Here is a 14,049-nt window from a genome sequence, read left to right as displayed (position 1 = left end):
CCAAAAATAACTTCACATTTTTTCGGACGGTTACTGACAAGCTGTCCGCACATTTCCGCTCATTTAATTGCGGACAGCCACTTAGCTACATGAGAAACTCCGGGAATCGCCCACGGTGGGGGGGCTGGTTACTGCTAATCCTCCTCGCGCTGGGGGTAGCCGCCTATTTGCGCTTCGCCGCGCTGGCGTACAGCGAAATTGGCCCCGACCAATCCATCCTCACCCTCATTGCCATGCGGTTTGTCAACGGCGGCCCCCTGCCGCTGGCCGCCAACAAATCCTCCGCCGGCATCATGAATCCTCCCCTCATCGTCTATTTGCTGGCGCTGCCTTTGCGCTTGCGGCCGCTGCTCAGCAGCCCCATCTTGTTCCAGGCGGCGCTAAGTTTGGGCGGCGTGGCGCTGCTGGCCTGGGGCAGCCAGCGGTTGTTTGGCCGGCGCGTGGCGGCGCTGGCGGCGCTGCTCTTTGCCGTGAATCCGTGGGCGGTCCATTACAGCCGTTTTCTGTGGAACCCCAACCCCATCCCTTTTTTTGCCACTTTGCTGCTGCTGGCGCTTTTCTTTTTTCTGCGCCCGATGCCGGCACAATCCGCCCCACCCCCATCACGTAACGCCTGGTTAAGCCTGGCGCTGCTCTGCCTGGCGGCCATCACCCAACTCCACCTGAGCGGCCTCGTCCTCCTGCCCACCGTCGGCCTCATCCTGCTCCTCTACTGGCGCCAATGGCCCGCCCCCTCCTGGCGCGGGCGACTATGGCCGCTGCTGTTGGGCCTGGGGCTGGCCCTGCTCCTCTATCTGCCGTTCCTCCGCTTTGAGCAGGCCGTGGGCTTTGGCGACTTACAGGCCGTTTTCGACGCCCTTATCGGCGGGCGCAGCGGCGTCACCGGCGCGGTCGCGGCGGCGGAGACCAACACCGCATCGCTGGCGCTGGTGCTGGAATTGGCCGACGGCGCCGCCGTCTGGGGCGCGCAATCCGTCTGGCCGGCGGCGCTGCCGGATGGCTTTTTCCTCACCACACTGCTGCGCTGGCTGTTTGTCGCCAGCCTCGCGTGGGCGGCGGGCATGATAGCCTGGGATGCGCGACGACGGCAGCCGCTTTCGCCGCGACAACTGGCGCGCGGCGGACTGCTGCTTTGGGTGCTGCTGCCCGTGCTGTTCTACCTGCGGCACACCGTCTATCTGCAAAACTACTACTTCCTCTACATATTCCCCGCGCCGTTCTTGCTGGTGGCCTTGATGGTGGATGATTGGCTGGCGGCGCTGGCGCGGCGGAATTGGCCGACGATGGCGCGGCAAGGCGTGATGGCGGGCGTTCTGGCTGTTGTGCTGGCGATTGCCGCGTGGCAGTTCCTGATCAACCAAACCGGGCTGCGACTGCTGCAACGCGGAGAGATAGGGCCGCCACAGACGGCGGCGCAGGTGACGGCGGCGATCAGCGTCACGTCGGACCTGTTGGCCCGGTATCCGACGTGTGACCTGACGATTTTGTCGGCGGGCGGGGCGGCGGAGAGTTCGCCGCTGGGGCTGGTGGAGGCGTTTGTGTATCCGCGACGGGCGCGGTTGTTGGAAACGGGGCGGGGGTTTGTGATGCCGGCATCTTGTACCCTCTACCTCGTCACGGCCCCAGACCCGCTGGCGCAAGCCTGGCTGGACACGCAGGCCACGCCGCTCGCGCCCACCATCCCCGCCACGAACGGCGACTGGCATTTCTATTACGTGGGGGGAGAAAATGCCGGCATTCTCCCCCCGCTGGCCTCCTGGCAAAACGGGCTGCAACTGGTGCAGACCGAGGTCACGGGCGCGCCCGCCGCCAACGCCACCATCCAGATTGACCTCACCTGGCTCGTCACGGAAACGCCCCCGCCGGACATCCATTACCACTTCTTCAACCACTTCCTGGACGGCAGCGGCGCGCTGGTAACGCAAGACGACGCCCCGGCCATTCAGACCCAATACTGGCGACTGGGGGATCGGCTCGTGACCCGGTTCCACCTGCAACTGCCATCGGAACTCCCGCCCGGCCCCTACGACATTCGCACCGGGTTGTACATCTGGCCCGACCTGACGCGCATCCCCCTCGTGGATAGCGCGGAGACGACGGTGACTATCGCCCAGTTCCCATCCGCCACGACGCCATAACGCCGACAAAGCGAGACGCACATGACCACGGCATCCCCCTTCATTCCCGGCCTGGAACTGGCGCGCGCCTTCTACAAGGAAGCGGTGCGTCCCATCCTGGCGACAACTTTTCCCCACCTCGTCCATTCCGCCGGGCTGATTGGCACGGGGTCCGAGGTGCTGGGCTTTGATACGGCCATGTCCGCCGACCACAACTGGGGACCGCGCGTGACGCTGTTCCTGCAAGCGGCAGACCAGGCGCGGCTGGCGGCGGATATTGATGCGGCGCTGGCGGACGCGCTGCCCCCCACTTTTCGTGGCTATTCCACCCATTTCGTGACTGCCGCGGATGAAGCGGGAACGGTGTGGATGGCGGCGGCGGCAGAGGGCGGCCCGATTCGCCACCGCGTGCACGTGATGGTGCTGGCGGACTTCCTGCGCGACTACACGGGCGCGGACCTACCACTGCCGCCGACACTGCTGGATTGGCTGCTGATCCCGGAGCAGAAGCTGGCCTCGCTGGCGCGGGGGGGCGTTTTTCACGATGGCCTGGGGCAGTTGGCTCCCCTGCAAGCGCACCTGGCGTACTACCCGGAGGAGGTATGGCGGTATTTGATGGCGGCGCAGTGGCAGCGGATTGGGCAGGAGGAGGCGTTTGTGGGGCGTGCCGGCATTGTCGGGGACGAAACCGGTTCCGCGATCATTGCCGCGCGCCTGGTGCAAGACCTGATGCGGCTTTGTTTTTTGCAGGAGCAGCAGTACGCGCCCTATGCGAAATGGTTTGGCAGTGGTTTTGCGCGGTTGGCGGCGGCGGGGGTGTTGGGGGCGGTGATGCCGGCAATTTTGCAAGCCCAAACGTGGCGGGAGCGGGAGCGGCATCTGTGCCAGGCGTACACCATTGTTGCCCGGCGGCACAACGACCTGGGCATTACGCCACCGCTGCCCACGGCGGCGTCCCCCTTTCATGACCGCCCGTTCCTGGTCATCCACGGGGAGCGGTTCGCGGACGCGCTGCGGGAGACAATTACGGATGCGCGTGTGCGGGCGCTGCCGCCCATTGGCAAGGTGGAGCAGTTTGTGGAGAGTACGGATGTGTTGTCGGCGGGGGTGAAATGCCGGCAGTTGGCCCCCCTCTACATCGACTAGATTGGTCCATTCTCCAGGGGCGAAATTCAATAGTTGGCGAATTTGGCGCGAAATTTCCGCAAATGCAAATTTGTGCGCGTCGTGGATGGAATGCCGGCATTCTCCCCTACAAAGCCGCCAGAATCCGCGCGTCGGGGGCCAGGTAATAGTCGTCCGTGGCATCCGGGAGGACCAGCGTCGCCTCCCATTGGCGCAGGCGCGCCAGCGCGGGCTGCGTCTGTGGGTGCGCCCACAACCCCGGATTAAGCGAAGGAGCCACCACAACCGGCCAACCACGCCCGATAGCTTCTTGCGTCAGGGAGAGGGGCAGGTTGTCGGCCAATCCGCCGGCGAGTTTCTGCAGCGTATTAAAAGTGCAGGGGGCAATCAGTACCAGACCCGGCGCGGGGCGCGGCAGCATTTCCGCGGCAAAGTAGCCGGTAATGACCTGATTCCCTTCGATGCGGGCCAGGTCGCGTGGGCTGATGAGGCGTTCGGAGCCGGGGGTCGGCAAGGTGAGCAACTGGCGTGTGCGCGGCAGCAGCGCGGCGATCAAATCCGGCACGCGATACGCCGTCACCGCGCCGCAGACGATCAGGTAGATTCGGTCGTACATCTGGTTTATCGGGTTCAACACCTTCCTGGAAGTTGTGCGCTTCCAGGAAGGTCAGTGATGCAGCTTCCAGGAAGGAAAGACCTTCCTGGAAGCTCATTGTTGGCGGTGATAGGCCTGTATCCGGGACCGCTGCAATAGGAGCAGGGGAACCCGCGCCGTAGGGGCCTGGGCGACGGGGCGCAGCGGGAACAGCATTGCCTGCGTCAGGGGATAGAAGTCGCGGCTGTCGTCCAGCAGGTCGGTGTCGCGGGCGTCTACGTTCACGTGAAGCTGGCCCTGAATGGCAAACGAGGCGGTGTAAAAAACGACGGGGCGGCTGGCCTTGAGGAGTCGTTCATGGGACATCTGCGCCTCGTCCAGCAGGCACAGGGCGATCAGGTTGTCCCGCACCACGGTCAGCGATTCCTGGCGCACGCCGCGTACTTGACGGTCCGCGGCCAGGGGGAACAACTCGCATGATTCAAACGCAATGTTGCCGCGACGACGGTCATTGAGAAAGTTCATTAGCTCCCCTAGCGGCAGAAGATTGCCGCGCAGCAAGAAATCGCCGAGGATGGCTTCAACGCGCAGGAGCGGGCGGTCAATGTCACGATTCATAAGATAGTTGCGCATGAAGGCGCGACGCGCTTTGTCGCTGCGTCGCGCCTCTGGGAGCGGGATCAGGGCACGATGGTGTAATTGATCTTCTCTTCGCTAAAGCTGGTGGGCGTGGTAGCGGCAGCGTAAATGGCGAAGGTCGTGCCGGGTTGGATGGTGGGCGGCAGTTGGAAGGCAATGTTGCGCGTGAAAGATTGGCCCGCATTCAGGGTCAGATTCACGTTAGCCAGGGTGGCCGTCTGCCCGGTGACGAACTCGAAGTACAGGCGCAAATTGCCGCTGACGGAGGCCTGGGTGGTGTTCGCCAGGTGCATGTCAAAGGAGAGTGTGTCGCCGGGGGAAAGCTCCGTGGGGCTGACGGGCGTCAACTGCACGGTGAGCGCCTGCGCCATGCCGCAGCGCTGCAATGCCTTGTTGACGTTGAGGCGACCGCCGGTGACGACTGGCAGGCCGGTGTTGTCCGTGCCGGCAAGTAAGCACCATTTCACCTCGTTATTCGTCAGGTCGGGGTACTGCGCCAGGAGCAAGCCCGCCGCGCCGGCCACGTGGGGCGCGGCCATGGACGTGCCAAAGAGGTTGCCATAGTTGTTGTTGGGCAGGGTGCTGCGGATGCCCACGCCGGGCGCGCCCAGGTCCACGGAGACGACGCCGTAATCAGAGAAGCCGGCGAGGGCGTCCGTGTCCGTGGTGGCGGCGACGGAGATGATGTTTGCCAGTGGATAGGCGGAGGGGTAGGAGGGGGTGACTTCCTGATCGTTGCCGGAATTGCCGGCAGCTACCACAAAAACGGAGCGCGTGGCCAGAATCGCCGCCTGCATCGCCTGGCTGGGAGAACTGCCGCCCCAACTGTTGTTGGAAATGGGCACGCCCATCATCGTCTGGTACTCAATGGCGTTCATCAGGTCGGCGTCGGAAGCGGCGCAGAGGATGATGAGGATGGGTTCAAACGCCTTCAGGGGCATCAACTTCACGTTCCAGTTGACGCCGGTGACGCCCACGCCGTTGTTGCCGACCGCGCCCACCGTGCCCGCCGTGTGCGTGCCGTGGCCCAGGCAGCCGCCGCCGGCGGGGGAGGGATCGTTGTCGCCGCCGGAGAAGTCCCAACCATGCACGTCATCCACGTAGCCGTTGTTGTCATCGTCGATGTTGTTGCCGGCAATTTCACCCGGATTGGTCCACAAATTGGCGGCAATGTCCTCGTGGCTCATGTCCAGGCCGGAGTCCAGGACGGCAATGACGAGGTCGTTGCTGCCGGTGGTGATGTTCCATGCCTCCACGGCGTCAATGTCCGCGTCGGGCGTGCCGCCGGTCTGGCCGGTGTTGTTCATGGCCCACAGGTCGGTAAACTGGGCATCGTTGGGGATGACGGTGGTGGTGTCCAGATAGTTGTACCGGTTCGGTTCGACATATTGCACGCGGGCGTCGCGGGCGAGGGTGATGAGCGCCTGGTCTACGTTGAGGGATGCCGGCAAACGCAAATGAAACACATCCGTAAACTGGTAGCGATGAATCACCTGCGTGCCGTATTGCTGGTTGAACGTATCCACCGCCGCCGCGGCGATGTCGTCCTGGAACTTGAGCAGCACCTCGCCCGGCACATATTCGGGCCGCTGGCTGACGATGGGATCGGCGGTGGCCTGGCTCTCCTGGCGCAAAAACAGCGTCAGGCCGGCCACAAGGACGAATACGAAGAGAAGCCTTTTGGTCATGATACCTCCTGGGGGAATAGTGGGTAGTGGTCAGTTGGTCATTGATAGTTTGCCGCTTGCCGTTGACAGTTGGTAGAGGTGCCGCGCGTCAACTTCTGCGAAGATGTAGGGCGATTTTCTAAATCGCCCGCCCGATTTGGAAAATCGGGCTACGGTGGTCGTTTGAAAGCGGGTTGTTGATAGTTTGCCGCTTGCCGTTGACGGTTGACAGTTGTTGGTTATTGTGAGACGCATTGGCCTTCGGGAAACAGCGGGGCAACGTAAGGATTGGTGACGGGATCGAAGGCAATGTTGCGCGAGAGATAGTAACCCGCTTCATCTTGCACGCGGATTTCATGGATCCATTGGGCGCAGCGGCGGGCATGAATGATGTGATACTGGCTGCCGCCAAAATAGCGGGCGGGTTGATCGGCGTCGAACACCCAGATGGTATATGGCTCGCCAATGCCGCCAAAGGGGATGATCCGCACTTCGCAGCGCCATTCATCGCCGGCATATTCGCACCAGTCAAAGGTGATGGTGAAGCCGATATCGGAAACGGACTCAATGGTGGGCGAGGGCGTCAGGCTGGGGGCCGGCGGCGCGTTGGGCGTGGCGGTAGCGGCGACATAGATGCGCAAGGAGACGGGTATGGGCGACCCGACCGGCTCGCCGGTCTCGTTGCGCAACTGCCAGATGGTGTCGTATGTGCCGGCATTTTGCGGGGCCAGCAGCGAAACCGTCAACGTCGTCTTGCCGGATGGCGGCACCGGTTCCTCCAGCACCAACGGATCCTCCCGCCGAAACGCCGAGCCATCCTGCACCGTTAACTGCCATCCCACTGGCCAGGCGCACGTGCCCACGTTATGCAGTTCAAAACGCAGCGGGAAGCGCAACCCCGTGGGAGCCGACTGCGCCGCCGGATTGTCATACGTGTAATAGCCTTCGTTCTCGACGGCAAAAACGCATCCCGCAATATGCGTGGCCGTCAGGTCGGGCGTGGTCATCAGGGTAGGCGTCTCCGTAGGAACAGGCGTGTCGGTGGGCGGAAGGGGCGTACTGGTGGGCAGGGCCGTTTCCGTGAGGGCGATGGCGGCGACGGCCGTGCCGGCAAAATCCGGCGTCGGAACCGCTTCCGTCGGCGTTTCGGTTGGACCGGGCGTCTCCGTTGCCGTCGCCGCCGCCACAACCGCCGTTGGGGTCGGTGATGGCACGGGGCGGAAGTAGCTAAAGGCATACGCCCCGGCAGCCGCGGCCAGGATGAGCAGCAGCACGGCGGACAACATCCAGGGGATCCAGCGGTGGCGGTCCGCTCCACGAGGCGGCGGCGTGGAAGCCGCCGGCGCGATGCTTTCCAGGGTCGCCAGCCGCGCCTCCCAATCGGGTGGCGGGGATGGATGGGTGTTGCTGACGCGGGTTTGCGCGGCCATCGTACTCATGATCGCCAGCGGTTCATCGCGCATTAAGTCGGGGGGCAAGGCCGCCAGCAAGTCACCACCATTTTCGCGCAGGGCCTGGCGCAGCGCGTGGGCAAACTCATAGCCGGTTTGGTAGCGATCTTCGGGCGCTTTGGCGGTAACACGCAGGATGACTTCCTGAATGCCGGCAGGTACGTCAGGATTTACCATGATGGGCGGAGGCAGCGGCTCGGTCACGTGCTTCATCACCACCGCCAACGGTGTCGTCGATTCAAACGGCAGCCGCCCCGTGATCAGGTGGTAGAAAAGAATGCCCAGCGAGTACAGATCGCTGCGCTCGTCCCCCAAATGCCCCATCCCCTGCTCCGGAGCCATATACGCGGGCGTGCCCACCATAGCCCCCGTGATAGTATGCGAGGGTCCGCCCAAAATCTTGGCGATGCCAAAATCGGTGAGGACAGCGGTTCCGTCGGGCCGCAGCATGATGTTGCCGGGCTTGATGTCCCGGTGAATCATGCCGCGCGCATGGGCGTAGGAAACCGCGTCGATCAACTCCAACATGAGGCGCACCGCCCGGCTCAGGGGCATCCGCTCGCCGCGCGCCTCAAATTGCTCAATCTCCTCTTTCAAGGAACCGCCGCCGACAAACTCCATCACGATGTAGTACGTGTCATCCACCACGTCGAAATCGTACACATCGGCGATGTGCGGGTGCCGCAACAGGGCCATCGCTCGCGCTTCTCGCTTAAACCGCTCCAGAAAATCCCCTTCTTCCGCCAGGAAACTGTGCATCAGCTTCAACGCCACGTAGCGGTCAAGGTTCTGCTGATAGGCCTTGTAGACCACAGCCATGCCGCCACGCCCTAGTAGCTCGATGATCTTGTATTTGCCGATTGCGCGGCCTATGTAGGCGTTGGGGTCTGACATCTCTTTCAGGAACAGATAATGCGATACGTTAGGTCATTCGCCGAAATTCGCGTGCGCTTACTCGAAGACGCCCCTCTGGTTTTCTCACCTCTACGGGGGATTATCTCTTGAGTAAACCTGGCAAACTGGCGTGGATGGTTACATACGAGTTTTCGATGGCAATCGTTTTTTGACGGCAGTTTGAGTAAACGGACGGTAAGCAAGGCCAGGATTATAATCCGGGCGCGACATGACTCTCCAACCCATTTCAGCAGACCAACCCCGTCCCGCCACCGACGTGTGCTTCGGCCGCATCCGTTCATAGAGACTTCGCTCGGAAATTGACAGATGCGCCCTAAGTCCGATTGGACCAATTTCCTCCGGTGAATTTGGTCCAATCTCCAGAGAGCGTTAGTAGTTACGACCGGAGCAGGTTTGGAAACCGCTCCGCTCTCTTTGGAAATAGCTCAACCGCGCAATTCCTATGCTATCAGCTTTTGCCGCCCGACAATTGGCAACACCCGAACAATGTTTTACTCCGACTCCTGTGGTGCGCGGCTATCGGCCAAAGAGAAATGCGCCGTCCGCTGGTCCACAATTTGCCGTTTCTCGCCGGGGGCGACGTAGTAAGCAGTCACCAGGACGGTGTATGGTTCGGCCGGCTGGGCGTCACGCAGATGCATGGTCAGGTGAAAGTTGGGTTGAAGCGCTTCGATGACGTTGAGCGTGCCGGCAATTTCACCCACTGCATTCCGCACCACGACCTCCAGCGAGGGGCGCTCCAAAAACGGTGTCAGGTCAAAACCCACGGCCACGCGCCGCCCATCCGGGTAGACGTGCAAGCCAATCTCGTTGATCCGCACCTCTTCGCGGGATTTGCGCATCTGCGAAGGATCGTCGAAAAATTGAATCTGAGCCATGTGCGCATTATAACTCGTAGGAACGGAATCTAGCAATTCGCTCCAGAGGCAAAATCGGGCGAACAGCGGAGAAGAAGGCACAATCGAGATGGTATAATCAGGCCATTGCGCCATTTAATCTGCTACTGGCGCCCGATGGCCTGGATGAAATCATGGCAATGACCCCCGTGGAACTGGTTTTGGATGTGGTCGCCTATGCCTTTGCCCTCTGGCTAGGGCTACATGTTTGGTCGCGCAATCCGGGCGTGGCGCGGCTGCGCTATGCCGGCATGGGCTTGATCACCTATGCGCTGGCTTTGGCGGCTGCCGGCATGTCCGCTTTCACACCGGCGCCGGCATCACTCGCCTGGGGGCGCTGGAGTTGGACACTGGCGCTGATGCCCGCGTTATTTTGGTGCGCTACAATCTTCACGCTCACGTCCGACAATGCCGCCACGCCGGAAAACAGTCATCTGTCGGCCATAGGGGCGCTGCCGGCCATCGCTCTGCTCTTATTCCTGATGGGGATAGGGACGCCGTTCCTTTTTGTTTCATCTGATCATACATTGCGACCGGGTCCGTTTTTTGCCGGCATTGCCGGCATCATCTCCCTGCTCATGTTCACAGCCCTCGTCGTCGCCTGGCGACAATACCGCCGCCAGCCGCGGGCACCGCTGGGGCTGGCGCTCATCGCCACCCTGTTTTTTGGCCTCGGCATGGGATTGGTCATGTTTCCGCTGCTGCCCCTGCCCCTGTTGTGGCGACTGTTGGCGATAGGGCTGGACCTGGTCAGCCTGGGGCTGGTGGTCGCCTTTCTGGACGCCCTGGATGCCGGCGAGTCACTGGCGCGCGACCTGCTACGTTCCTTCACCTTCTCCCTGGCGATCAGTTTGCTCTTCGGCGGACAGGTAACGCTGGCCATCCTCATCAGCACCGGTCCCATACCCGCCATGCTCCTCCTGCTGCTGGCAAGCATCGGCACGGCCATCCTTGTACAGACGCAAGCAAGCAGGCTGCAAGCCGCGCTGGACCGCCTCTCTCTGGGGCGCGCGCCCCGGATGCAGCAGGAGCGAGAAACCCTGCGGGCAGTGGCGGAGGCTCTGCCGCGCGCGCGGGAAGACATGCCCCCACACTGGCTGGCCTCCGACGAGTTCGCCCGCCACACGCGCCGCGCCCTCAGCCACCTGGGGGCGCTGCCCCGCCTGGCCTCCAACCCGTTGACGCGACTGCGCCTGGTGGAGGAACGACTGGCGCGCCGACAAATACCGGATAACACCCTGGCGCGCGCCACGGAACTGCAAGCGATGCTGCGGGAAAGCATTATCCGCCTGAAACCCGCCGAGGACGCCGATTTTAACGGCAGCGACGCCTGGCGCTTCTACAACGCCCTTTACTACCCGTACGTGGTCGGCTTGAAGCCGTACAGCCGCCGCGCCCTGCACGACAATCTGGCCCCCACGGAAAAGGCCGCGCTTGACTGGTTTCGCGGGCAGGTTCCTGAGCGCACGCTCTATAACTGGCAAAAAGCAGCCGCGGAACTCATTGCGCAGGATTTGCGCGAGCGGGAGCGGAAGGTCGATGGTTGATGGTTGGCCGTTGGCGGCTGGTCGTGCCCGCCGACATTCGTCCTTCGTCTTTTCCCCTTAATTCCCCCCTCAGCCAACCATATTCACCCTATCTGGCACAATTTGGCACTTTTTTTCATAGACCTGGCACTGGTCCTGGCGGTATGCTGCGGCCATGAAACGGGGTAGATGACCACCGGGCATGATGGTCTGAGACGCACCGGCTACAACCAATCATCAACCGGCGGTCATCGTAATCGTGGTCCCCTCCCCACTAACACTTTCATCAACAAGGAGACACCGTATGTATACGAATGGTTCTGTTTCCGCGAGGATGCCTGCCTGGGTTTCTTCCGTGGTCACGGCGAATGGGATTTTTTGCGCGGGAAGCGGTCTCGTGCTGCTGGTCGCCAGCCGTCCGTTGGCGCAATTTCTGGGACCGGTGGAGGCGGTGATGCCGGCATTTCCCCTCCTCGGCATCATCTTATTCTTGTACGGCTCCCTGCTCGTGTGGCTGGCGCGCACAGGCAGGATCAACCGCCACCTGGTGGCCGTGATGGCGGAGTTGGATATAGCCTGGGTTTTAGGGAGTTATGGGCTGCTGTTTTGGGGTGGATTGGCATGGACAAATGCCGGCAAATGGACCATCATCCTCATCGCCGAAATCGTCTTCACATTTGCCCTGGCGCAGGCCATCGCCTGGTGGAAAGGGCGCTGACCGCGCAGGTGCCGAGCGCGGCGCACAACAGTGTGCGTCGCGCCGGCACCATGTCGCGCCGCTATGGCACGACGATATTCTTGGAAAGAACGCTGTTCACGTCGTCAAACGTGTAACCCGCCTTCTGCATCCCCTGGATCGTCAGGTTATAAACCCCCACGCCATCCGTGGTGAGGAAGCGAGCAATGCCACTGGCATTTGTCTGCGCATACCGGCTCTGCGTTGAGCCGTTAGGCAACGTCCACGTCGCGGCCACAATCGCGCCATTAACCGGCTGATTGTTCTCGTCCCGCACAAACACAAACCCGCCAACCACGTAGCCTTGACCGTATGGTACGGAAACACCATAGATGCCCACAGAGCGCAAGCAGTTCTGCGTGCATTCATACCCACTGCCAAACAACTGCCAGTCCAGCTTCTGCGCCGACAGTTCCATGTAAGGCGATAGGGCAAACCCGGCCATCAAGACGAGCAAAACAATAATCGTACGACTAAATTTCCTCATAATCATCTCCTTTGAAAATGTAGGGCGATTTTCTAAATCGCCTCTGAAAATGTAGGGCGATTTTCCAAATCGCCCGCCCGATTTGGAAAATCGGGCTACGACGGCACATCATTTTCATTCATGGTGGTCGGCGGCAGCCTGTGAAGTCTCCTTTGAGAACACCTTGTGGGGCGAGTTTCTGGCTCGCCTGAAAAAAGTTGACGGTTGGTAGTGTCGCGGCGCGAGCCGTGCGCGTCTCACACAAGCATCCACAAAATCCTGACGGTCACAGAGCGTGGTGTGCCGCGCGCCCCTGTTCTTCTTGCCGCGACTTCAGCCAATCGTCACGATAAACGCGGTAGATGTAATGATGGACCGGCTTCGTATATCCTTGCATCGAAGCGGGAAACTCAACAACCGCCTCGCCAACTCGCCGCCCGCCAACCGCTTCCTGCATTTTAATTGAGGCCGCATTTTCTACATTCGGCGTAGCTTCCACGGCAATACATTCGGTATGGTTGAATAGGAATTGCAGCAATCCCCTTTTTATCTCCACACCATAGCGATATCCCCAATAGGCGGGGAGCAGCTTCACATCCGTTCTGGCAATCCGCTCCTCGTCAGGAGGGTGCAGATGGCATTCGCCAATGGACTCTCCACTCGATTTCAACCTGACCACCAGCAAATGATCAAATGGCGGGTTTTCCTGGTTATTTATTCGTTCCTGGATTTCCTTTTGCGTGATTGGCAAGCCTTGCGGGAAGCCGACGTTGTGCATGACCTGGGGGTTGGTCCATAAGTCATAAAAGAGTGCGGCATCTTGATCTGATGCAACTTGAACGAGTAGCCGTTCCGTTTCAAAAACGGTCTCGCTTGCCGAAGCACTCATGCAAACATCCCCTTCATGTGCCCATTCGCGGGGTCGTTTCTTGCGAAATGCTGGGCTGCGCTCAGGCAACGCCGACTAAGAGCAATCCAGAATGGGATCAAGGCTTTTTCGGTACGGAATGGGATCATTGCCGCTCCTTCAAACTGGCGATGCAATGCACATCTTAATTCATCGCCAGTCCCAGGGTTGTACTTAAGTCCCATAATTGCCGGCATAACGCCTCATCTTTCACTGTCTCATTTACCTCGGTGCGCGTTTGCAGATCGAAGTACTGCCCATTTAAACCTTCGACTTCGGGAGAAGTGGCTAACCAGACCGGCGCCTTGGCCCCTTCTTCTGGCGTATCCCACGACCGCTTCATAAAGCGTAACAGCAGTCCAACAATGCCCGACGCATCGCCCAAATGGGTACGAATCACGCCAGGATGCACGGCATTGACTGTCACGCCGCTCCCCGCAATGCGGCGCGCCAATTCTCTGGTAAAAAGAAGATTGCACAACTTGGTATTGGCATACGTCTTTATGGCTTTGAAATCGCGTCCGTAGGGGGTTTTGTCGAGGTTGAGTTTCCCCATGGTATACAAACCCGCATTGACATTGACAATTCGTGCCGGGGCGTTGGCTTTGAGGCAGGGCAGCAGTCGGGTGCTTAAGATAAATGGAGCCAGATGGTTGACCATGAAGGAATACTCCAACTGATCCGGGTTGATCTGCTTTTTAAGCATCCAGACGCCCGCGTTGTTGATCAAAACAGCGATGTTGGGAAATCTCTCAAGTAGCGTATCCGCTAACTGATGCGTACTGGCTATTGTACTCAAGTCGCCGATGACCATTTCGACGTTTGCATGGCGAATTGCCTGCTGGATGCCGGCAACAGCTTGCACGCCCCTATCCTGGTTACGGCTCGTGATAACCACATGATGCTCGGCCGCCGCCAATGCTTGCGCAATCGCTCTTCCAATCCCGGTATTGCCACCCGTCACCACAAATGTTCTATTGGTCATTGGCGAAAACCCTGATAACTATGG

Annotated in this window: 12 protein-coding genes; 4 read left to right on the top strand and 8 right to left on the bottom strand. The window is 60.7% G+C overall.

Going from position 1 to position 14,049, the window contains the following annotated elements:
• The first annotated feature begins 89 nt into the window (after positions 1-89).
• The gene (locus H6650_19775) at positions 90-2,138 is read left to right on the top strand and encodes a hypothetical protein (GenBank protein ID MCB8954250.1); all 2,049 of its coding nucleotides are present in this window, start codon (positions 90-92) and stop codon (positions 2,136-2,138) included.
• 21 nt (positions 2,139-2,159) lie between these two features.
• Complete coding sequence (locus H6650_19770) at positions 2,160-3,263, top strand: DUF4037 domain-containing protein (GenBank protein ID MCB8954249.1); 1,104 nt, start codon at positions 2,160-2,162, stop codon at positions 3,261-3,263.
• 106 nt (positions 3,264-3,369) lie between these two features.
• On the opposite strand, the gene H6650_19765 is transcribed toward H6650_19770, so the two are convergent.
• The 5 genes from H6650_19765 to H6650_19745 form a co-directional block, all read right to left on the bottom strand.
• Complete coding sequence (locus H6650_19765) at positions 3,370-3,858, bottom strand: hypothetical protein (GenBank protein MCB8954248.1); 489 nt, start codon at positions 3,856-3,858, stop codon at positions 3,370-3,372.
• 93 nt (positions 3,859-3,951) lie between these two features.
• Positions 3,952-4,455 carry a hypothetical protein gene (locus tag H6650_19760; protein ID MCB8954247.1) on the bottom strand — a complete coding sequence of 168 codons (504 nt, stop codon included), beginning with the start codon at positions 4,453-4,455 and terminating at the stop codon, positions 3,952-3,954.
• A gap of 62 nt (positions 4,456-4,517) precedes the next feature.
• A complete protein-coding gene (locus H6650_19755) occupies positions 4,518-6,164 on the bottom strand; it encodes a S8 family serine peptidase (protein MCB8954246.1) in 1,647 nt (548 codons plus the stop codon).
• A gap of 218 nt (positions 6,165-6,382) precedes the next feature.
• Positions 6,383-8,488, bottom strand: coding sequence for a protein kinase (locus H6650_19750; GenBank protein ID MCB8954245.1), 2,106 nt, complete (start codon positions 8,486-8,488; stop codon positions 6,383-6,385).
• Positions 8,489-9,000: 512 nt separating this feature from the next.
• Positions 9,001-9,387: a hypothetical protein gene (locus H6650_19745; GenBank protein MCB8954244.1), complete on the bottom strand. Its 387-nt coding sequence runs from the start codon at positions 9,385-9,387 to the stop codon at positions 9,001-9,003.
• A 152-nt stretch (positions 9,388-9,539) separates the two neighbouring features.
• On the opposite strand from H6650_19745, the gene H6650_19740 reads away from it, so the two are divergent.
• A complete protein-coding gene (locus H6650_19740; GenBank protein MCB8954243.1) occupies positions 9,540-10,952 on the top strand; it encodes a hypothetical protein in 1,413 nt (470 codons plus the stop codon).
• Between the two features lie 283 nt (positions 10,953-11,235).
• The gene (locus H6650_19735; protein ID MCB8954242.1) at positions 11,236-11,649 is read left to right on the top strand and encodes a hypothetical protein; all 414 of its coding nucleotides are present in this window, start codon (positions 11,236-11,238) and stop codon (positions 11,647-11,649) included.
• Positions 11,650-11,710: 61 nt separating this feature from the next.
• On the opposite strand, the gene H6650_19730 is transcribed toward H6650_19735, so the two are convergent.
• From H6650_19730 to H6650_19720, 3 genes are all read right to left on the bottom strand, one after another.
• The gene (locus H6650_19730; GenBank protein ID MCB8954241.1) at positions 11,711-12,154 is read right to left on the bottom strand and encodes an Ig-like domain-containing protein; all 444 of its coding nucleotides are present in this window, start codon (positions 12,152-12,154) and stop codon (positions 11,711-11,713) included.
• Between the two features lie 265 nt (positions 12,155-12,419).
• Positions 12,420-13,022 (bottom strand): GNAT family N-acetyltransferase, encoded by a 603-nt coding sequence (locus tag H6650_19725; protein ID MCB8954240.1) that lies wholly within the window; start codon positions 13,020-13,022, stop codon positions 12,420-12,422.
• Positions 13,023-13,185: 163 nt separating this feature from the next.
• Positions 13,186-14,025 (bottom strand): SDR family NAD(P)-dependent oxidoreductase, encoded by an 840-nt coding sequence (locus H6650_19720; GenBank protein MCB8954239.1) that lies wholly within the window; start codon positions 14,023-14,025, stop codon positions 13,186-13,188.
• Between the last annotated feature and the right edge of the window lie 24 nt (positions 14,026-14,049).

The organism is Ardenticatenales bacterium (assembly GCA_020634515.1).
GTDB lineage: Bacteria > Chloroflexota > Anaerolineae > Promineifilales > Promineifilaceae > JAGVTM01.
The sequence above is the reverse complement of the archived record's forward strand: the minus strand, read 5'-3'. Positions and strand labels throughout refer to the sequence as shown.